Source organism: Acinetobacter sp. YH12100 (assembly GCF_013419135.1).
Taxonomy (GTDB): domain Bacteria; phylum Pseudomonadota; class Gammaproteobacteria; order Pseudomonadales; family Moraxellaceae; genus Acinetobacter; species Acinetobacter pseudolwoffii.
In genome coordinates, this window is the sequence record NZ_VPAQ01000009.1 from 20,640 (window position 1) to 41,390 (window position 20,751).

20 protein-coding genes are annotated in these 20,751 nt (G+C 45.9%); 9 read left to right on the top strand and 11 right to left on the bottom strand.

The window, feature by feature from the left end; genetic code table 11:
* Positions 1-99: 99 nt before the first annotated feature.
* The 3 genes from FTU40_RS07690 to FTU40_RS07700 all read right to left on the bottom strand — a co-directional run bounded on the left by FTU40_RS07690 (position 100) and on the right by FTU40_RS07700 (position 5,150).
* Complete coding sequence (locus FTU40_RS07690; RefSeq protein ID WP_044109780.1) at positions 100-1,395, bottom strand: solute carrier family 23 protein; 1,296 nt, start codon at positions 1,393-1,395, stop codon at positions 100-102.
* Positions 1,396-1,691: 296 nt separating this feature from the next.
* The gene (gene ppc, locus FTU40_RS07695; protein WP_180040373.1) at positions 1,692-4,376 is read right to left on the bottom strand and encodes a phosphoenolpyruvate carboxylase; all 2,685 of its coding nucleotides are present in this window, start codon (positions 4,374-4,376) and stop codon (positions 1,692-1,694) included.
* 150 nt (positions 4,377-4,526) lie between these two features.
* Entirely contained in the window at positions 4,527-5,150 is a 624-nt protein-coding gene (locus FTU40_RS07700; protein ID WP_100535506.1) for a TetR/AcrR family transcriptional regulator, read from the bottom strand.
* 148 nt (positions 5,151-5,298) lie between these two features.
* Here FTU40_RS07700 and FTU40_RS07705 point away from each other — a divergent pair, with 148 nt between their 5' ends.
* The 9 genes from FTU40_RS07705 (at position 5,299) to FTU40_RS07745 (ending at position 14,580) form a co-directional block, all read left to right on the top strand.
* Entirely contained in the window at positions 5,299-6,402 is a 1,104-nt protein-coding gene (locus FTU40_RS07705) for an efflux RND transporter periplasmic adaptor subunit (RefSeq protein ID WP_180040375.1), read from the top strand.
* Between the two features lie 2 nt (positions 6,403-6,404).
* Positions 6,405-9,542, top strand: coding sequence for an efflux RND transporter permease subunit (locus FTU40_RS07710; RefSeq protein WP_180040377.1), 3,138 nt, complete (start codon positions 6,405-6,407; stop codon positions 9,540-9,542).
* Between the two features lie 131 nt (positions 9,543-9,673).
* On the top strand, positions 9,674-10,051 hold the full coding sequence (locus tag FTU40_RS07715) for a hypothetical protein (RefSeq protein WP_071850140.1): 378 nt from the start codon (positions 9,674-9,676) through the stop codon (positions 10,049-10,051).
* 104 nt (positions 10,052-10,155) lie between these two features.
* The gene (gene dnaJ, locus FTU40_RS07720; RefSeq protein WP_005094779.1) at positions 10,156-11,274 is read left to right on the top strand and encodes a molecular chaperone DnaJ; all 1,119 of its coding nucleotides are present in this window, start codon (positions 10,156-10,158) and stop codon (positions 11,272-11,274) included.
* Positions 11,275-11,900: 626 nt separating this feature from the next.
* On the top strand, positions 11,901-12,116 hold the full coding sequence (locus FTU40_RS07725; protein ID WP_004280856.1) for a cold-shock protein: 216 nt from the start codon (positions 11,901-11,903) through the stop codon (positions 12,114-12,116).
* 111 nt (positions 12,117-12,227) lie between these two features.
* Complete coding sequence (locus tag FTU40_RS07730; RefSeq protein WP_004647679.1) at positions 12,228-12,455, top strand: hypothetical protein; 228 nt, start codon at positions 12,228-12,230, stop codon at positions 12,453-12,455.
* Positions 12,456-12,525: 70 nt separating this feature from the next.
* Complete coding sequence (locus tag FTU40_RS07735; RefSeq protein ID WP_004280859.1) at positions 12,526-12,723, top strand: hypothetical protein; 198 nt, start codon at positions 12,526-12,528, stop codon at positions 12,721-12,723.
* Between the two features lie 332 nt (positions 12,724-13,055).
* Positions 13,056-13,877 (top strand): 4-hydroxy-tetrahydrodipicolinate reductase, encoded by an 822-nt coding sequence (gene dapB, locus FTU40_RS07740; RefSeq protein WP_005094776.1) that lies wholly within the window; start codon positions 13,056-13,058, stop codon positions 13,875-13,877.
* 58 nt (positions 13,878-13,935) lie between these two features.
* Complete coding sequence (locus FTU40_RS07745) at positions 13,936-14,580, top strand: START domain-containing protein (RefSeq protein WP_180040379.1); 645 nt, start codon at positions 13,936-13,938, stop codon at positions 14,578-14,580.
* A 412-nt stretch (positions 14,581-14,992) separates the two neighbouring features.
* Here FTU40_RS07745 and FTU40_RS07750 read toward each other — a convergent pair whose 3' ends face one another.
* The 8 genes from FTU40_RS07750 to FTU40_RS07785 all read right to left on the bottom strand — a co-directional run bounded on the left by FTU40_RS07750 (position 14,993) and on the right by FTU40_RS07785 (position 20,735).
* Positions 14,993-16,021 (bottom strand): NAD(P)-dependent alcohol dehydrogenase, encoded by a 1,029-nt coding sequence (locus tag FTU40_RS07750; protein ID WP_005094772.1) that lies wholly within the window; start codon positions 16,019-16,021, stop codon positions 14,993-14,995.
* 4 nt (positions 16,022-16,025) lie between these two features.
* The gene (locus FTU40_RS07755) at positions 16,026-16,607 is read right to left on the bottom strand and encodes a DNA-3-methyladenine glycosylase I (RefSeq protein WP_180040381.1); all 582 of its coding nucleotides are present in this window, start codon (positions 16,605-16,607) and stop codon (positions 16,026-16,028) included.
* A 24-nt stretch (positions 16,608-16,631) separates the two neighbouring features.
* Entirely contained in the window at positions 16,632-16,877 is a 246-nt protein-coding gene (locus FTU40_RS07760) for a hypothetical protein (protein WP_074383759.1), read from the bottom strand.
* Positions 16,878-16,892: 15 nt separating this feature from the next.
* Positions 16,893-17,435, bottom strand: a complete 543-nt coding sequence (locus FTU40_RS07765) for a M23 family metallopeptidase (RefSeq protein ID WP_005173640.1) — start codon at positions 17,433-17,435, stop codon at positions 16,893-16,895.
* Positions 17,436-17,504: 69 nt separating this feature from the next.
* Entirely contained in the window at positions 17,505-18,533 is a 1,029-nt protein-coding gene (gene mutY / locus FTU40_RS07770) for an A/G-specific adenine glycosylase (RefSeq protein ID WP_180040383.1), read from the bottom strand.
* Between the two features lie 160 nt (positions 18,534-18,693).
* Positions 18,694-19,053, bottom strand: coding sequence for an HIT family protein (locus FTU40_RS07775; protein ID WP_005094762.1), 360 nt, complete (start codon positions 19,051-19,053; stop codon positions 18,694-18,696).
* A gap of 94 nt (positions 19,054-19,147) precedes the next feature.
* Entirely contained in the window at positions 19,148-19,882 is a 735-nt protein-coding gene (locus FTU40_RS07780) for a dienelactone hydrolase family protein (protein ID WP_005268187.1), read from the bottom strand.
* Positions 19,883-20,045: 163 nt separating this feature from the next.
* Entirely contained in the window at positions 20,046-20,735 is a 690-nt protein-coding gene (locus FTU40_RS07785; RefSeq protein WP_180040385.1) for an FKBP-type peptidyl-prolyl cis-trans isomerase, read from the bottom strand.
* Positions 20,736-20,751: the final 16 nt, after the last annotated feature.

A 20,751-nucleotide genomic window follows, 5' to 3' on the forward strand; every position in this document is an offset into this window, starting at 1 on the left:
GCCTTGCGGGGCTTCTTTTCATTTCTTTAATCGCAAAGTTGCAAAATACAAAGATAAAAAAAGCAGCCATTCGGCTGCTCAATACTTTTATTTCGAGTTTTATTTTTTATCGGCCAGACTAAAGAACCAGTTCAGGATTAATGCGGCAAAAGTTGCCGTACCAATACCACCCAGATTAAAACTGCCAAATGTCAGGGCAAAATCACCGGTACCTAAAATAATGGTCACTGCAGCCACCATCAGGTTTTTGTTTTGCGAGAAATCGACTTTATTTTCAATCCAGATTTTGGCACCGGCAATGGTAATCAAACCAAAGACCACAATCGAAGCACCGGTCAGAATCGCGGTGGGAATGGTATGAATCACCGCCCCAAACTTGGGTGATAAACCCAGGAAGATCGCAAAGACACCAGCCACTGCAAAAATGATGGTCGAATAAACCCGTGTTACGGCCATGACCCCAATATTTTCACCATAGGTGGTCATGCCCGGGGCACCCACACCGCCTGCCAGAGTGGTTGCAACACCATCTGCAACAAAGGCTTTACCAATATGCGGATCCAGATTCTCTCCGGTCATCGCGCCTACCGCTTTGATATGTCCCAGATTTTCAGCCACCAAAATCAGTGCAATCGGTGCAATGATCAACATGGCATTGACTTCAAAAGTCGGTGCGTGGAAGGTCGGTAACCCGAACCAGGCGGCTTGCTGAATGGGCAGGAAATTGATTGCAGTGCCATAACCCATAATATTGCTGAGCACGAAATAGATCAGATAGGCCAATAACAGCCCCACCAATAATAGCAGGCGTTGTAGCAGGCCCTTGGTAAAGACGGCAATTGAGCCCATACACATGACGGTAACCAGAGACATCCACATATTAAAGGTGTTGCCCATCACGCTTTTTACCGTCACCGGCGCCAGGTTTAGACCAATGATCATCACTACGGCACCGGTCACCACCGGTGGCATCAGCTTTTCAATCCAGCGGGTACCCGTCGCCATGACCAGAAAACCCATCAGGGCATAGAAGATACCACAGGCAATAATACCGCCGGCTGCGACGCCAATATTGGGGTTGAGTCCACCACCACCGGCATAACCGGTTGCCGCGATGACCACCCCAATAAAGGCAAAGCTTGAACCTAAATAACTTGGAACCCGGCCACCGGTAATCAGAAAGAACAGGATGGTACAAATCCCTGACATTAAAATGGCCAGGTTAGGGTCAAAGCCCATTAAAAAAGGTGCCAGTACAGTCGCGCCAAACATGGCAAAAGCATGTTGTACACCCAAAACGACCGTTTGTGCGGGTGGCAAATACTCTGCGGTACCTACTGGGCGTGCATCGATGCTGCCCTCATAAGGGCGCCATTTGGGAAACCAACTGGACATAAAATGAGCACTCGAAAGATAAATTGTGCACATCATACTCTTGTTCTTTAGAAGATTTAATCACTTAAACAAAATTTTTGTTCAAATTAATTCTATGACTTTATTTAATATTTTACCGGGTGGTAAAAGAATTTTGAGTTAAAACTAAAGTGAAATCAGTAGATTAATTTCTTATAATCAATAGGGCTATGTATAAATAAATCTGATTTACTATATAAAATAAAATATTTCTTGGCTATTGACTGCTCAATAAAAAAGCACATCGCGAAGATGTGCTTTTAAACAGTCTGTTTGGATTAACCGGTATTACGTAAACCGGCTGCAATGCCGGCAATGCTGACCATTAAGGCATGATCCACCGGGGTATTTTCAGCTTGCTGCTGTTGCAGATAGAGACGACGACGTTTCATCAGCTCGGCTTGCAGCAAATGTAGTGGCAATAAATACGGTTTACGGACTTTCATGGATTGATCCAGAACGCCGTTGCTACTCAGCAATTTGGATTCACCCTTTAACGTCAGCAAGGTCTGTACAGCATCCTGCAAACGCTGACGCAGTTCTGTTCCCAGAACTTTAAGATCTTCATCCTGGGTCAAATGCGATTCATAATATAGCGCCACATTGGCATCGGCTTTGGACAGTACCATTTCCAGCATATCAATCAGGGTCTGAAAATACGGCCACTCTGCCAGCATCTCATCCAGTACCGTGCGTTGTCCCTGATCCAGTACCGCATTTAATGCAGCACCGGTACCGAGCCAGGCCGGTAACATCAGGCGAATCTGGGTCCAGGCAAAGACCCAGGGAATCGCTCGCAGTGATTCAATCCCACCACTGACTTTACGTTTCGCCGGCCGTGAACCCAGTGGCAGCATTTGCAGTTCAAGTTCTGGCGTGACGGTACGCAGGTATTTCACAAAATACGGATTTTCCCGGACGGTCTGGCGATAGACCTGCACCGATAGCTCGGTCATTTGATGCATCAAGTCGCGCCATTCCTGTTTGGGTTCAGGTGGCGGGAGTAAGGTCGCTTCCAGTGTTGCAGCGGTATAAATTTCCAGATTCTGCAGGGCGATTTCTTCCAGACCGAATTTGAAACGGATCATTTCGCCCTGTTCAGTCACCCGGATCGCACCTGAAATCGACCCTGGCGGTTGAGAGAAGAGTGCCTGCTGGGTTGGCGCACCGCCACGGCTAATTGAACCGCCACGACCATGGAACAGGGTCAATTGCACGCCATGTTGCTGGGCGATCGCCGTCAATTCTTCTTGGGCACGATACTGTGCCCAGTTGGCCGACATAAAACCGGCGTCCTTGGCTGAATCCGAATAGCCAATCATCACTTCATGCTTGCCCTGAATATGCTGTTTATACCAATGCATATTGAACAGGGTCGACATGGTCTCGGCTGCACCGTCCAGATCTTTGAGGGTTTCAAACAGCGGTACCACTCGTAATGCGTGCTTGATACCCGCTTCTTTTTGTAGAAGCAATACCGCCAGCACATCACTTGGATATTCCGCCATGGAAATAATATAGGCACCCAGAGACTCACTTGGCTGTTCTGCCAGGGTGCGCATGGTGGCAAAGACTTCCTGTACATCCGGATGCTGAATCAGACTGCCGGCTGGTTCATTCAGATGTTTTGGGAGCAAGGGACGTTTGCTTTGCAATTCTTGCAGTAAAAAGTTTTGACGTGCCTGTTCGGTCCAGGTGTCAAAATTTCCCAGCCCTAAATATTCAGTAATCGCCGAGATTGCCTGACGGTGACGACCTGATTCCTGACGAATATCCAGTTTCAGTAACTCAATCCCAAAGCTGTTGACCCGGTAAATAAAGTCCAGCAGGCTGCCATTGGCAATTTCGGCCAGATTGCAGTGCATTAAGGAGCGATAGCAGGTCAATAGTGGCTGTAATAGCTCATCTTTACTTTTAATGACTAAACTATCATCGGCATCATTGCCCTTTAACTTTTCTGCCAGCCAGTGTCGGGTCGCTTTCAGGCGGCTACGGGTATCACGTAAATATTCACGATAGGGTTCAGGATGGTCCTGACCCAATGCCTCGGAGATTTCCGTACTACATTGCTGAATGGACAGTTCCCAGCGCAGGTTCTCAATATCGCGTAAATACAGATCGGCAGCTTTCCAGCGTGACAGCCACAGCACTTCTTGCGTCACATTATGGGTAACATTCGGGTTGCCATCGCGGTCACCACCCATCCAGGAAGCAAAACGTACCGGTGCAATATTTAAGGGCAGGTTCTGGCCGCATTGTTGTTCGACCATGTCATTTAGTTCCCGGATAAATTTCGGGACTGCATTCCACAGGGTCTGTTCAATGGTCGTAAAGCCCCATTTGGCTTCATCGATCGGGGTCGGACGATGCTGACGGATTTCATCGGTTTGCCAGGCCGAGCTAATCAGCTGTTTCAGATCTGCCAACACCGCCTGACGTTCACGCGGCGTGAGTTTCTGCTGGTCGAATTTGGACAGGGCATTATTGATACCATCATATTTCTGGATCAGGGTGCGGCGGCTGACTTCTGTCGGATGCGCGGTCAGTACCAGTTCAATTTTTAATTCACAGATTTGCTGGTACAGCGTGTCGGCAGAAATCTCCTGCTGTTTAAATTTTTCAAATAACGGTACCAGAGGATTAGGGGATTCTGCCGTGTCATCGAATTCGCTTTGGCGACGACGACGCACCACATGATATTGTTCGGCAATATTGGCAAAGTTCAAAAAATGGGTAAAGGCACGGGTTAGAGGCAGGATTTCCGCATCTTCCAGACTCAAAAATAATTGTTCTAGCTGTTTTTCTGCTTCGACCTGTCCATCACGTGCGCCTTTAGATAAAGCACGAATCTGCTCAATCTGATTAAACAAATCCTGCCCCGCATGTAATTTTAAGGTTTCCCCCAGCAAATTACCCAGTAAGCGTACGTCTTCGCGTAGTGGTGCATCAATTTGTTGAATCATTTTTATATTCCCTTAAATGCTTGCTTTGACTATACCGCGACTGTAGGACAATCCAAGTCCTTTACAGACAAAAGTTGCAGATATTTTGCGGTTTTTTTAGCAAATTTTAGCCAGTATCCTGTCGCCAGCACTCAAGCGATCAGAAGGAATTTAATCAGCAATGGCATATTTCAGCATAAACAATTCAATCGCCTGATTAATGATCTGCTGCTGTTCTGTACTGGAGGGCGGAGCTGTAAGTCCGAGCAGGATTTTTTGATGACGTGTTCCGGTCAATAGGGACACGATCAGCTCGGTCTGTTTCTCGGGTCGATCGACCTGAATAAACTGGTAGTGCTGCGCCAGCGCAAAGAAATCATGCCAGACCGCCTCCAGTTTGGCATGCGAGGCCTGATAAAACTGCTCTGCCAGCGGGCTTTGCTGCGAGGCCAGCTCCATGAGTAATAGGTCCAGTTTGATGGCTTCAGGCAGGCTAATAATATTCAAAGCGCGTAAACAGGCCCGATAAAATTCCTGAGCAAAGTCACTGCTTGGCTGCAAGACCTGCGGATGCTCATGCAGAATGGCTTCACAGGTATCTTCAATGGCACAGCTGAACAGCGTCGCCTTGTCCTGAAAATGGTTATAGACCGTCAGTTTGCTCACCCCTGCTTCACGGGCAATCTGGTTCATGCTGGAGGCATGATAACCATGCGCTAAAAATAGCGCTTTGGCCGCGCTCAGGATGCGTTGGCGTTTCTCCAGATCTTTCGGTCGTCCTACAGGTATTTGCACAATTTCTTCCAAAAAAAGTCAACTTGGTCATTGCTTTGAGGGTTCTGTTGTAATTAGTGTACCGGGTGGTATATTAATTAAAAAACAAGCAATTCAATATATCAGCATAGTTTGCCCGAAAAAAGATGATCAGATAAGAGCGAATAAGATGAGCAGGATTTACAGCGTGTTGGCTGGCATGATGATGCTTTGCAGTGTGACCTTAAATGGGTGCAGTAAAGATACAATCGCCGCAGAACAGGAAATTCCCTTTGTCATGGTGACCACACCGAGCACTTCACAGCATGAACTGAAAAGTTATGCCGGCGATGTGCAGGCGCGTCAGCAAACAGCACTGGCCTTTCGGGTAGCGGGACAGGTGACCCAGCGCTTCGTTGATGTCGGGGACCAAGTCAAAGTCGGACAGGTGCTGGCCACACTGGATGTAAAAGATGCCCAGTTGCAGCTGAATGCGGCACGTGCCCAGCTGGAAAACGCGCAGTCTGCCAGTAAAATTGCTCAGGATGAACTACAGCGTTTCAAGCAGCTGTTACCGGTCAATGCCGTGAGTCGCTCGCAATATGATGCCATCGATAATCAATATAAAGCTGCACAGTCGAGTCTGAAACAGGCGCAATCCAATTATGATACTGCCAAAAACCAGACCACTTATAACCAGCTGATTGCCACTAAAAATGGCGTGATCACGGCACGCAATATCGAAACGGGTCAGGTGGTCGCAGCCGGGCAAGCGGCATATGAGTTAGCCATTTCCGGTGAGCGTGAAGTGGTGATTGGCGTGCCGGAACAGGCCATTTCAGAGGTCAAGGTCGGACAGCCTGCCACGGTGACTTTATGGTCCAAACCTGAAGAAAAATTTAGTGCCTTTGTCCGTGAAATATCACCAGCTGCGGATCAGTCCCGTACCTTCCGGGTCAAAGTCTCACTGCGCGAAGGCAATGCTCAGATCCAGCTCGGACAAAGTGCCCGGGTGTTTTTTCAGCACAGCCGGGACAATAGGCTCAGTGTACCGCTGTCCAGTGTCTCAGCCACAGATCAACAAGCCTATGTGATGCTGGTCAAGCCGGATCATACTGTACACAAAGTCCCGGTGACTTTAGGGGCTTATGGTCGCGATAGCGTACCGGTACTCAGTGGCCTGAAAGCGGAAGATTATGTGGTGATTGGCGGCGTACATTTGCTGCGTGACCAGCAAAAAATCAATCCGATTGATCGTGAAAACCGTCCTGTGACCATTCAGGCAGGGAGTTAAGCATGAACTTTAACCTGTCGGAATGGGCCTTAAAAAATAAAGGTCTGGTGCTGTATTTTATGATCCTGCTCGGTCTGATCGGCATCGTCTCTTATTCCAAACTGTCACAAAGTGAAGATCCGCCTTTTACCTTTAAAGTCATGGTGATCCAGACCTATTGGCCGGGTGCCAGTGCCAAAGAAGTATCCCTACAGGTCACGGATCGGATTGAAAAGGAACTGATGACCACGGGTCAGTATGACCGCATCATGGCCTATTCGCGTCCGGGTGAATCCATGGTGACCTTTATTGCTAAGGATTCTCTGGCTTCGAAAGATGTGGCCGATGTCTGGTATAACGTCCGCAAGAAAGTCAGCGATATCCGGCATGAATTGCCACAAGGGGTACAAGGTCCGTTCTTTAATGATGAATTCGGCGATACCTTTGGCAATATTTATGTGCTCAAGGGTAAAGATTTTGACTATGCGACCCTCAAGGAATACGCTGACCGTTTGCAGCTACAACTGCAACGGGTCAAAGATGTCGCCAAAGTCGATTTAATCGGCCTGCAAGACCAGAAAATCTGGATTGAGATTTCCAACACCAAAGTCATCCAGCTCGGAGTTCCAGTCAGCGCCATTCAGCAGGCTTTGCAGCAGCAAAATGCCATGGCCCATGCCGGTTTTTTTGAAACCGGCTCAGACCGGATTCAGGTTCGGGTCAGCGGTGCTTTAAACAGTATTGAAGAATTACAGCAACTGCCACTTTTGATAAATGGCAAAACCATTCAGCTGGGAGATGTCGCTGAGATCTATCGCGGCTTTAGTGATCCGGCCCAACCCCGGATGCGTTTTATGGCTGAAAATGGCATTGGTATTGCCGTGTCCATGCGCAAAGGCGGCGATATTCTGGCACTGGGCAAACATCTGGAACAGGAATTTTCCCGTCTGCAAAAAACCTTGCCCCTTGGCATGGAGCTGCAAAAAGTCTCCGATCAGCCAGTGGCAGTCAAACGCAGCATTAACGAATTTATGAAAGTGCTGGCAGAGGCAGTAATTATTGTGCTGCTGGTCAGTTTCTTCTCGCTGGGTTTTCGTACCGGACTGGTGGTGGCCTTTTCGATTCCGCTAGTATTGGCCATGACCTTTGCCGGCATGCATTTATTTGATGTCGGCCTGCATAAAATTTCCTTGGGTGCCCTGATTCTGGCACTCGGTCTTCTGGTCGATGATGCCATTATTGCCATTGAAATGATGGCGATTAAAATGGAGCAGGGCTATAGCCGGCTTGAGGCGGCAGGCTTTACCTGGAAAACCACCGCCTTTCCAATGCTGACCGGCACCCTGATTACCGCCGCCGGATTTTTACCGATTGCCACAGCAGCATCGAGTACCGGTGAATATACCCGTTCTATTTTTCAGGTGGTCACGATTGCACTGCTGATGTCCTGGATTGCCGCGGTGTTATTTGTGCCTTATCTGGGTGATAAACTGCTACCCAATTTCAACAAAGACTTGATACAAAAAGCGCCGTGGTATCAGCGCCTTTGGGCGCGTTTGCGCAAGCAGCCTGAACCTCAGCCGGTCGTGCATCATGCCGGCGAACAGCATGACCCTTATCAAACCCGGTTTTATCAAGGTTTTCGCCGTTGGGTAAATACCTGTGTGACCTATCGTAAGACCGTGATTACAGCAACGGTAGGAATTTTTATTCTCTCCATTTTAATGTTTAAGCTGGTGCCACAGCAATTTTTCCCGCCCTCGAATCGGGCTGAAATTCTGGTGGATCTCAAACTTGAAGAAGGCGCCTCTCTGAAAGCCACCGAAGCTGCGGTGAAAAAAGTTGAAGCCTTTTTGTCGAAACAGCAGGGCATTGATAACTATGTGGCCTATGTCGGAATTGGTTCTCCGCGTTTCTATTTACCGCTGGATCAGCAGCTGCCGCAAACCAGTTTTGCCCAGTTTGTGGTGCTGGCATCCTCTTTGGAAGATCGTAACGAAATCCGTCAATCCTTGAGTGACCAGATTCGGCTGTTATTACCGGAAGTCCGTACCCGGGTGTCCCTGCTGGAAAATGGCCCTCCAGTCGGTTATCCATTGCAGTTCCGGGTCTCTGGTGAAAATCTGGGACTGGTTCGTGAATGGGCGCAGAAAGTCGCCGCAACCGTGGGCGATAATCCGAATACCACCAATGTACATCTAGACTGGGGGGAGCCGAGCAAAGTCATCAAACTGGAGATCGATCAGGATCGTGCCCGTCAGTTGGGCGTGACTAGCAGCGAACTGGCCAATGTGCTGAACAGCTCGATTTTGGGGGCCGGCATTGATCAGTATCGGGAAAAGCGTGAACTGATTGAAATCCGTTTACGTGGTGCGCAGGCTGAACGTGTTGATGTCGCTTCTTTAAGCAGTCTGGCGATACCGACGTCACGTGGTACTTCGGTACCGTTGGCACAGCTTGCCAACATTGAATATAGCTTTGAAGAAGGCTTGATCTGGCATCGGAATCGTTTACCGACCATCACAGTGCGTGCCGATATTCGCACGGCCTTACAGCCGGCCACTGTGGTGAATGAATTATACGATTCACTGCACCAACTTCGAGCTGAGTTGCCGAATGGCTATCTGCTGGAAGTCGGCGGCACGGTCGAAGAATCCGCGCGTGGCCAGAACTCGGTCAATGCCGGCATGCCTTTATTCCTGGCGGTGGTGATGACCCTGTTAATGATTCAGCTCAAGAGCATCTCACGGGCCTTTATTGTATTCCTGACCGCACCTTTAGGCATTATCGGGGTGGTGTTATTCCTGTTACTTTTCAATAAACCTTTCGGTTTTGTGGCCATGCTCGGGACGATTGCGCTTTCTGGAATGATCATGCGAAATTCCCTGATTCTGATTGACCAGATCGAGCAGGATATTCAGGCCGGAGAATCCCCATGGGATGCCATTATCAATGCCACAGTCCGCCGTTGTCGCCCGATTGTCTTGACCGCACTGGCCGCTGTTTTAGCCATGATTCCCTTGTCCCGCAGTATTTTTTTCGGGCCGATGGCAGTGGCCATTATGGGCGGTTTAATTGTGGCGACACTTCTGACCCTGTTTTTCCTGCCTGCACTATATGCACAGTGGTTTAAAGTGAAAAAAAGTTTAAATTCTGTTTAAATTTGTCATAATTTCAGGTGCGAAATTTGGAAATTTTCAATATAGTAGCACCTGAGATTTTTATAATTTAAAAAAATAAGTAATTGCTGCATTGGCCGAGCTGCCAATACGGTAACGAGGTTGAACCAAACATGACTCAAGATACATTAACCAAGATGCGACGTTCCGTAGCGATGGCTTATGTCTTCATGTTTTTGGCCTTATTTACGCTATTTAGTGGACTTTTTGCTTACTGGTTGGCCCGTAAAGTGACGCAAGTCGATTATGCCGAAGTCTGGTTACAGGCGCAGGCCTTGTGGATCATGCGAAATATCGTGATTTATACCATTTTGGCGCTCTTTGCTGCGCTGTGGTTTATTCCGCTGTTTTTCTTTGCCTGGGACAGCCAGTTATGGGTCAAGGCCTGTGTCGTGACCGGGGTGATTTTCAGCTTTATTGCCTTTATTTTCCTGCTCAATGCCTGGTTTAAAGGCCTGCATAAATTCTCTCAAAATAAAGCCGTGTTCTAAAGCATATAATTTTTTTCATATTTCCCCTTGTAAAATCAGGTTTGACCCCAATTTCAGACCTCAGTTGAATATTAAACAAAATTCCGTGAGGAGCATCGCCAGACATGGCTAAACGTGATTATTATGAGGTTTTGGGCGTCGCTAAAACCGCTAGTGATGATGAAATCAAAAAAGCCTACCGTAAGTTGGCGATGAAATATCATCCAGACCGTAACCCGGACAATGCTGAAGCTGAAGATAAATTTAAAGAAGCAGCAGAAGCCTATGAAGTACTGTCTGATGGTGAAAAGCGCAGCATGTACGACCGTATGGGCCATCAGGCCTTTGAAGGGGGTATGGGCGGCGGTGGCGGCTTCGGTGGTGGTTTCAGCGCAGAAGACATTTTCAGCCAGTTCGGTGATATTTTCGGTGGTGCTTTCGGTGGCGGCGGTGGTCGTGGCCAGCAACGTGCACGCCGTGGTTCGGACTTACGCTATGTGATGGAATTGACCCTGGAAGAAGCGGTCAAGGGCGTCAAGAAAACCATTACTTTTACTGCACCGGCACCATGTGATGCCTGTGATGGTAAAGGCTCAAAAAATCCAAATGATGTAGAAACCTGCCGTACCTGCCATGGTGCCGGTCAAGTGCGTATGCAGCAAGGTTTCTTCTCGGTGCAGCAAACTTGTAGTACCTGTCGCGGTCAGGGCAAGATCATCAAGAACCCATGTAATAAATGTCATGGTTCAGGTGTGTCGGATCGTCAGCAAACACTAGAAGTTACTATTCCTGCGGGTGTGGATAATGGCGACCGCGTACGCTTGACCGGTAAAGGTGAAGCGATTCGTGATGGTCAGTCAGGTGATTTGTACGTCGAAGTAGTGGTGCGTGAGCACGAAATCTTCCAGCGTGATGGTGCTGACCTGTATATGGATGTGCCGGTTTCAATCGCCGATGCAGCCTTAGGTAAGGAGGTTCAGATTCCGACTCTAGACGGTCGCGTAAGCCTGAAAATTCCTGAAGGAACGCAAACGGGTAAACTGTTCCGCTTACGTGGCAAAGGTGTTAAACCGGTACGTACCAGCATGCAAGGTGATTTGCTGTGCCGTATTGTAGTGGAAACTCCAGTGAATTTAAGTGCACGTCAACGTGAACTGTTGAAAGAGCTGCAAGAAACTATGGATGGTGAAGACAGTAAATCATCACCAAAGAAAAAATCATTCTTTGATCGTTTGTTTGATTAATTGAGTGAAAGTAAAAAAGGACGCTGCGGCGTCCTTTTTTATTATGTAGATAAGATACTCTAGATTAGAAGATGCTATTTATTAGTTGATAGTTATCTTATTGTTTGATAGGTATCGCTTAAACATAAAAACCGCCTAAAAAGCGGTTTCTGTTTTTATATTTGACTATCTAAATAGAAAGTATGAGTCCAAATTTGGAGGGTGATAGATATTTTGTAAGTGAGAAAAAAGCATCATTGCCGAAATTAAAAAGGCCAATATTGTTATTACCGAGCTATATAATCGCATTCATTACTTATCAAATTTACCAGTACAGCAGAATACTCTTATTTTATTATCATGACAATGAAAGCTTAATCTTGTTGAAATCACTATAAATTTTTAAAATTTCATTTTTTAATAAATAAAATAAATATATATATAAGAAAACTTGATTAATTAAATTTTTCGTGTATAGTTAACTTAACTAGAAAAAAGTCTTGTTTCGGTAAATCTTCTTTAAGTATCGCAGTTTTAGTCATAATCCTTCGTTTTTTTCAGATTTTAAGTCTCATTCTTTATTATTTCAAAGTTATATTCAGTCAATAAATTGACTAAAAATTATTAAAAAATTAGTAGGATATATTATGTCAAACTCAAATGTTGTTAAAGGTACTGTAAAGTGGTTCAACGAAACTAAAGGTTTTGGTTTTATTCAACAAGAATCAGGTCCAGATGTTTTTGCTCATTTCAGCGAAATTGCGAGCTCAGGTTTTAAAACCTTAATGGAAGGCCAACTGGTTGAATTCAGTGTAGCTCAAGGTCAAAAAGGACCGAATGCTGTAAATATTGTTGCTATCTAAGCAAGAATAAACAGTAAAAAAAGCACTTAATAAGTGCTTTTTTTATCGTTCAAAATTTAATTTTAAGTTATTTTCCAAATTGGAAAAATCTTTAGAAAAACAGGATTCAAGTTGTTAAAAATAAATGATTTAATTGCAAAATCTAAAAATGGTACTGAAATTATTGTTTCATTAATTCCTCTCAATAAAATGCAAAATACACGTCAGGGTTTAAAAAGAATTGAAGTGGGTAAAAGAGTTCTTCTTTCATCTGGAGTTGAGGTAGATTTAAACTTAGATGGCCGTACATTCTATACTTCTCTAAATCAATTATTTAAGCTAAATCATAAAGTTATTTAAAGATAAAATTAAGAAACATCAAATTTTTAGTGGATATTTTGCCACTTTAACTATTATTAAAGGTATAGATATGCTTAAACAAAGTATCAGTGTGAAGGATCAGTTTGGGGCTCAACACGCTATTCAAGCAACAGTCGATCATCATTTTTCTAAAACACAATCTCATTCCAATATAAAACATATCACTGTAGATGGTGAAGATATTCGTCCCAGTTTTGAGATGTGCTTTCAAAGTACCTTAAGTGGAAAAATTTTCAAAATTGTGTAGATCATTCCTAAGTGACTTAGGTTCATCGCTTCAGTGAGAGATAAGCTGAGCTGAATTGAAAGGATCCTAATCTGCCCCCGAAGCTTGAATGTTCTCCATCTGATTTGAAAGCTGCTTTTTGATAACGGTTAGGTTCATGCGTACTATTGATCCATATCGCTCGGCCTGGATGATATCTAGCCCATAATTCCAAAGACCTGATGGAAACTCTTATCAATATCAGTGATTTCACTCTTTGAATATTTTCATTGATTTTTATGCAATGCATCTTAGTGTTATTCCACAGTTTTGCTATAGTAAGAGCAATTTTGGATCAACATCAGGACTATGTTATGTCAGCTACACCACGCATTGGGATCTTGGGTGCAGGCGGTCGTATGGGGCGTATCCTTATTCAGGCTGTGCATGAAGCAGGTTATCAATTGGCGGCTGCGGTAGAACGCCCTGAAAGTACACTCTTAGGCGCAGATGCTGGCGAACTTGCCGGAATTGGTGCAACAGGTGTCAAGGTGGTGGGTAGCCTTACCGATGTAGTCAAAGACTGTGATGTCGTGATTGATTTCACTGCGCCAGCAGCGACCGTCAATCATCTGAAAATCTGCCGTGAAGCAGGTGTTGCCATCGTGATTGGTACCACGGGGATGAATGATGAGCAAAAAGCTTATTTAGATGAATCAGCAGCTGAAACCCCTGTGGTTTATGCAGCGAATTATTCAGTCGGTGTGAACGTATCGATTAAACTGCTTGAACTGGCATCGAAAGTCTTTGGCGATACGGTGGATATCGAAGTGATTGAAGCGCATCACCGTCATAAAGTGGATGCACCATCGGGTACTGCACTCATGTGGGGTGAAGCGATTGCGGATGCTTTAGGCCGTGACCTGAAAGAAGACGCTGTGTACTGCCGCGAAGGTCATACCGGTCCGCGTGAGCGTCAAAGCATTGGTTTCCAGACCATTCGTGGTGGTGACATCGTCGGTGAACATACCGCCATGTTTATTGCTGATGGTGAACGTGTGGAAATTACCCATAAAGCCACCAACCGCATGAACTTTGCCAGCGGTGCAGTACGTGCTGCTGCCTGGGTGGTCGGCCGTGATGCACGTAAATATGACATGAAAGACGTGCTGGGTTTTAACGATATTCAGGTTTAAAATCCAGTCAAAATCATTTATAAAAAAGATCTAAAACTAAAATAAGACGAATAATAAAATGCAAAAAATGATTTTCCTGCTCTGTGCAGTGGCGCTTGGTGCCATTGTGCAGGCAAAGCCGCTGCATACGCCCAAACTCAGTATTGATAAAAATAATATCAAGGTCTGGACCTATCAGAATCAGCAAAACCCGGTCTTTCTGTATAAAGCTGAAACCACCTACCATGCACCGATTGAAAATGCCGTGTCGCTGATTCTGGATATCGAGCAGGCGGTACAATGGGTACCCTATATGGGCAGCATCAAGGTCTTGTCCCGCGATGATAAAAAAGGCGATTTCACTTTGTATATGGTGCTGGATTTTCCATTTCCCTTAAAAGACCGTGATCTGATTGTGCAGGGCAAGATGATCAAGCAACCTAATGGCCAGATCACCATCAAGAATAAAGCCATCCAAAGTACCTATCCTTTAAACCCGGATTATGTACGTTTGACCGATTATCAAGGGGATTGGACTTTTCAAAAGCTGGCCAATAATCAGGTCAAGGTTTCAACTTATGGTTATGCCAATCCGGAAGGCTCGATTCCCTTAACTTTTGTAAATATGTTCGTACAGCAGCAGCCGTATCAGATGTTGCAAAAGATGAAAGCAGAGCTGGCCAAGCCTTCAGGCCTTGCAGTTTTGCCTGAAGCCCTGCAATAAAAAAAAGACCCAATTGCTGTAATGCTGATCAGTTAAGGAGTTTATAAGTAAAATCTTTAATTTTTTAGTCATTCACGACGGAGTCTTAACGTTCTAAATCAAATACTTGTAAATCATTTGTTACTTTGGTTTCGCCCAAATGAGAAGCGAAGCTTCGCAAGGAAGGCATCTTGTGGAGCAACACTCCTCATCCGCAAAACTCGTCAGCCACCATCGACTAGTAAATTTGTCGCAGAAATAATCATTTTTTAATCTTGCGGTGCAATACACCTCATGTCTCAAACAGTTGCGGATGACTTTTCTACCTATCAAGTATGATCATGAATTTAAAAAATAAAATGCCAGTCAATTCCTTAATTGACTGGCATTACCCAATTGCTGGGTCTTTTTGACAGATTGAAACAGGCAGAGTTTAAGCTTCAAAATCCGCTTTAAGTACAATCCGGTAACGCGCTTTACCGGAATGCAGATGTTCAATGGCCTGATTCAGCTGTGACATCGGGAAGACTTCAATTTGTGGGGCAATATTTTTACGCGCAGCAAATTGCAGTAACTGACGTAAGGCTGCCGGTGAACCGGTTGGAGAGCCGGTAACAGACTTGGCGCCGCCAATCAGCATGCCCGCCGGAATTTGCATCGGTTCTAAAGGGAGACCGAGCATATGTACTGTACCGTTCGGTGCCAGAGTGGCCAGATAAGCCTGCCAGTTCAAGGTGACATTGACCGTACTCAGCAATAAATCGAACTTGCCACGCTGTGCCTTTAGGGCAGCAACATCACGACTATTCACCACATGATCTGCGCCCATGGCTTTCAGCTCATCGGTCTTGTCCAGATTTGATGTGAAAGCCGTAATCTCACAGCCCCAAGCTTTGAGCAGTTTAATTGCGATATGACCCAGACCCCCAATCCCGATCACGCCAACATGATGAATAGCCTGAATCTGGTGTTTCAGAATCGGATCGAATACGGTAATGCCGCCACAGAGCAGAGGGCCGGCACTTTCAGGATCCAGATCTTCAGGCAGGGGAATGACCCATTGCCAGCCAGCACGGACCTTGTCGGCAAAACCACCGGCATGTCCGACAATAGTCGCCACTTGGCCGCCAGTACAGAGTACCTGCTGACCTGAAATACACGGATCGCAATACTGGCAGCTTTCCGCAGTCCAGCCAATGCCAACCCGTTGTCCCACTTTCAGGCCTTTGGCTTCGCCACCCAGTTGCGTGATGATGCCGATAATCTCGTGTCCAGCCACGACCGGATAAACGGATGAACCCCAGTCATTATTGAGGACTGAAATATCAGAATGACACAGGCCACAGTATTCTACTTTGACTTCGACCTGATGTGGCTGTAGTTCACCAGCATCGAATTGATAGGGTTCGAGTGCAGCACCTGCTGACATTGCAGCATAAGCGTGGATAATATTATTCGACATAAATTCAGCTCTTCTTTGAATGGGAATATATTGTTTTAAAGTGACAATGATTTTCGTGATCATCGACCATACCGACGGCCTGCATAAAGGCATAGCAAATGGTGGGTCCGACAAATTTAAAACCGGCCTTTTTTAAGGCTTTTGACATGATCTGGCTCTCAATGGTTTGTGCGGGTGCCTGACGATAATCCGCAACATCATTATTCAGTCGTGGTTGCTGGGCAAAAGACCAGAGCCATTGCCCTAAATTGATGCCTTGCTGTTGCAGCCTGAGCCATGCTTGGGCATTCTCGCGAATGGCATGCAGCTTGCCACGATGACGGATCAGGCGAGCATCCTTAAGCTTGAGTTCGAGTTGTTGATCTGTAAGTGCTGCAATCGACTGAATGGAATATTGAAAAAAATGTTCACGATACGCTTCACGTTTTCTGAGTACGGTAATCCAGGCTAGACCGGCCTGCTGTCCTTCCAGACACAGCATTTCAAACAGGCGATTTTCATCCAGCAGGGCTTGTCCCCATTCCTGATCATGATAGGTGATATACAGCGGATCATTGGAGCACCAGCCACAGCGTTGCAGAGTCATGCCATGCTCCTTATTTTTATAGTTTTATAATTTAAACACAGCCCATTGATCTTGCTGATTATCCCAGTAAGACAGTTCAGCCTGATCCAGATCGCTAAATTGAATCCACATGTCTTTACCACTTTTGTCGGCATAACCGGTACTGATCAGCAGCGCATCTTCGGTAATTTCCATCACCCAGCCCTGATAGCTTTGACCATTCAGTACGATTTTTTGTTGATTGCCTGATTCAGCAAATTCTACCAGACGGTTGATCAACGTTTCTGACATGTAAATATCCTAAAATTAACGTAAATAGGGGTAGGGGTTGACCACACCGCGCCCCTTGCCCTGTAAATAAATACCATAATGCAGATGTGGTGCAGTATGTCGGGCATTACCGCTATTGCCCACATAGCCGATGAGCTGGCCTTTTTTGACAGCATCACCTACTTTCAGGCCGCGTTTATGTCCATCCAGATGTGCATAATAATGCCAGGAGCCGCCCGGACCGAGAATCCAGACTACTTTACCACCCAAATTGTTATTGCGTAAATCTGCAATCAGACCTTCTGTGGCACTAAAGACTTTGGTTCCACGTGGAGCCATGATGTCAATGCCCTCATGCAAACGTCCGCGACTGCGCGACGCCCCCCAAGTATCCTGTAATTCACGTGCCTGTACACGTGCCACCGGGATGGGCAGTGAAGAAGGCATTCGCTTATTTTGCAGTTTTTGTACCAGTAGCGGATTTAACTGTGCAGAAGAAGGTTGTTTCGGCGTACTGCTACAGGCGGTCAGTAATATGGCAATCAAAGCCACCCAGGTCAAAGCAAGGTATTGGCGCACGTTATTCATCCTTAAATATTGGCAATGCTCATTCTGAGCTGATCGATATGATGCTTTGTCCAGACTATGTCATAGGTTAACGGCAGAGATCAATTTTTTCATTGCTGTCGGCAGACCGCAATCAATGGCTGTCTCTGGACGCATCCAGTTGCCTTGCAGTTCAATTGCCAGATGTTCCTGCTGATCCTGATCCACTGCGAAAACGATTGCTTCAAGCTGCCAGGTGAAGTGGGTGAAACTGTGGCTGATCTGGACTTTTTTGAGGATATTTTTCAGGCCAAGCTGCTGACATTGCTGTTCGAATTCATGGGCATTTTCAATAATCGGCAAGCACCAGAGTCCGCCCCACAGGCCACTGTTCGGTCGTTGTTGCCAGAGCCATTCTTCACCGGACTGAATCAGCAAGACCTGTGCTGAGCGCACTGGCACCGGTTTTTTGGCTTTCTTGAATGGTAATTCATTTTCCAGACCTTGCTGATGCGCTTTGCAATGTTGCTGCATCGGACAGTATAGGCACAGAGGTTTTTTCGGAGTGCAGACCGTAGCACCGAGATCCATAATCGCCTGGGTATAGTCATGATTACGTTCGACCGGACATAATTCTTCGGCCAGTTGCCATAAGGCACGTTCATGGATAGGTTTGGACAGATCATCTTCAATCGCGAAGAAACGCGACAAGACCCGTTTGACATTGCCATCCATGATCACGCCGTATTGGCGTAAACCCAGTGACATTAAGGCACCAGCGGTGGAACGGCCGATCCCCGGCAAGGCAATCCATTGTTCCAGGGTTTGAGGAAACTGCTGCTGTGCTGTCACCATGCCGGCAGCTTTGTGCAGGTTACGGGCACGGGCATAATAGCCCAGTCCTGCCCAGTACGGCGCGACCTCATCCCAAGACGCTTGACCTAAGTCCTGAACGGTCGGAAAACGCTGAATAAAGCGTTCATAATATTGCAGCACAGTTTTGACCTGGGTTTGTTGCAACATGATTTCAGAGACCCAGACTTTGTAGGGATCATCTGTCACCTGCCAGGGCAAGTCATGACGACCATGCACATCAAACCATTCTAACAGGGCATCTGAAAATACAAACATGGATAAATAGCAACCGAATAAGCAGCAGCCATTATAGCGGAATCGGCAGGCCTAAAATGTGAAAAGTAGATAAAAACTGCGGAGTAGTGTGTATGGATATCGGCTTAATAACACAAACAATAAATGCTCCGAAGAGCATTTATTTTAAAACAGCAAAGATTTAGTCGATAATCCCCCAGCGTTCATCCAGCTTCAATACTTTGTCTTTATAGCGCGGAATAATATGAATATGCAGATGTTCGACCTTTTCCTGAAATACCTCACCATCAATAAAACCGACATGGAAACCGGCGGGCTGGTAACGTAAATTGAGCTCATTACGTGCCTGTTCGAGCAAAGACATCAGGCTTTTACGTTCTTTGTCCGTCACTTCAAAAAATGAAGCCACATGCCGGAGTGGAATCACTACACAGTGACCTTCGGATAATGAATTCGGTTCAGGCAGCACTACACCATAATCATTTTTGGCAATGACATCATATTCGTCATAGTTACAGTAAGGGCAGTTGGTTTCAGCCATAGTCAGCATTCTCCTCTGGTAGGATTTATCGTTCTTTTCTTCAATGATTCTTTAAAGTGCTCAGCTTGATTTCAAGTCGAGCACTTATATCTATTTAAGCCAAATGACGTTCCAATAAGGCATACATCGCCGCCAAGCTTTTTTGTTCCGCTTCAGCATTGTAACCAAGATCCACGCCATTGGCTTTGGCCCGTTCGTCGGCGAGCGGGTTGCTAAAGCCATGTTTTGCATCTTCAAAGACAATCACCTCATGCTCGACGTTGGCCGCATGCATTTCTTCACGGAAACTGGCGACATCATCTAAGGTGACCATGCTGTCTAGCTCACCGTGCAAGACTAGTATTTCGGCCTGAACCTGACCTTCTTGAGCCGGTGCTTTGGCAGTAAGTGTCCCGTGGAAGGTGGTCACTGCTTTTAAAGGGGCATTGGCACGCGCCAGATCCAGCACCACTTTACCGCCGTAACAAAAACCGATGGCAGCAAGTTTCTCTGCATTGACTTCATCCTGTGCTGCCAAGGTATTTAAAGCTGCTGTCGCACGATCAACGATGGTGTCCGGATCTTCAAAGGTCTGCATCATCCACTGGTAGGCCTGATCAGAATGGGTGGTCACTTTTTTGTCACCATACATGTCAATCGCCAAGGCCGCATAGCCATGTTCTGCAAGTTCGCGAGCGCGCTGTTCGGTATATTCATTACGACCCCACCATTCTGGTGCGACCAGCACACCTGCAAGGGGTGCATCTGTTTCTGGAGCGGCAAAATAGCCAATCAATACGCTACCATCCGGCGCAGTATAATGAATTTCACGGGTCTTGATTGCTGCCATGCTGACGTCCTCTATTCTTGTTGAACCGTTTAATTAACATATAACATAGCAAAACTGATCTGAATGTGACATGAAAACATTCGATTAATTATGCTTCATCCATATAAAAAAGAGAGGCCGCTATCGCGCCTCTCTGATTGAGTATTTAAAAAAACAGTATTGATTACTTCATAATTTCCAGTAATTCCACATCAAAAATTAAGGTACTGTTTGGCTCAATCACATCACCTGAACCAATTTGTCCATAGGCCAGTTCTGCAGGAATGAAGAAGCGGTATTTGGCACCTTCTTTCATCAGTTGCAGGCCTTCAGTCCAACCGGTAATCACTTGGGTGGTACGGAAGACCACAGGCTGATTGCGGGCAATTGAACTATCAAAAACCGTACCATCAATCAAACGGCCTTCATAATGTACGCGGACATTGCTATCGGCTTTTGGCGATTTGCCTTTGCTTTGCTGAAGAATCTGATATTGCAGGCCAGATTTAGTCGTTTTTATCCCTGCTTTTTTGGCATTTTCTGTCAGAAAAGCCTGACCGATTTTGGTATTTTCTTCAGCTTTTTGTTTTAATTCAATCAGCTCTTTGGCTTCACTTTGACGTTTAAACTGAGTCAGCACTCGAGCCATGTCTTCTTCAGTTAAAGTGGATTGTTTTCCGGCAGCAGCAGCTTTTAAACCGGCACTGAAAGCGTCCAGATCAATCCCTTGTAAAGAGTCGGCATTACTTTTCCCCATCAGATAACCAAAGCTATAACCGACCTGTTCAGCTTCCGGGCTTTTATTGGTCACATCTTTGGCAAGCAGATTGCCAGAACTTAGCAGTAAAACCATCAAACTTATTTGTATTTTCATATTTATTCTCAAAATA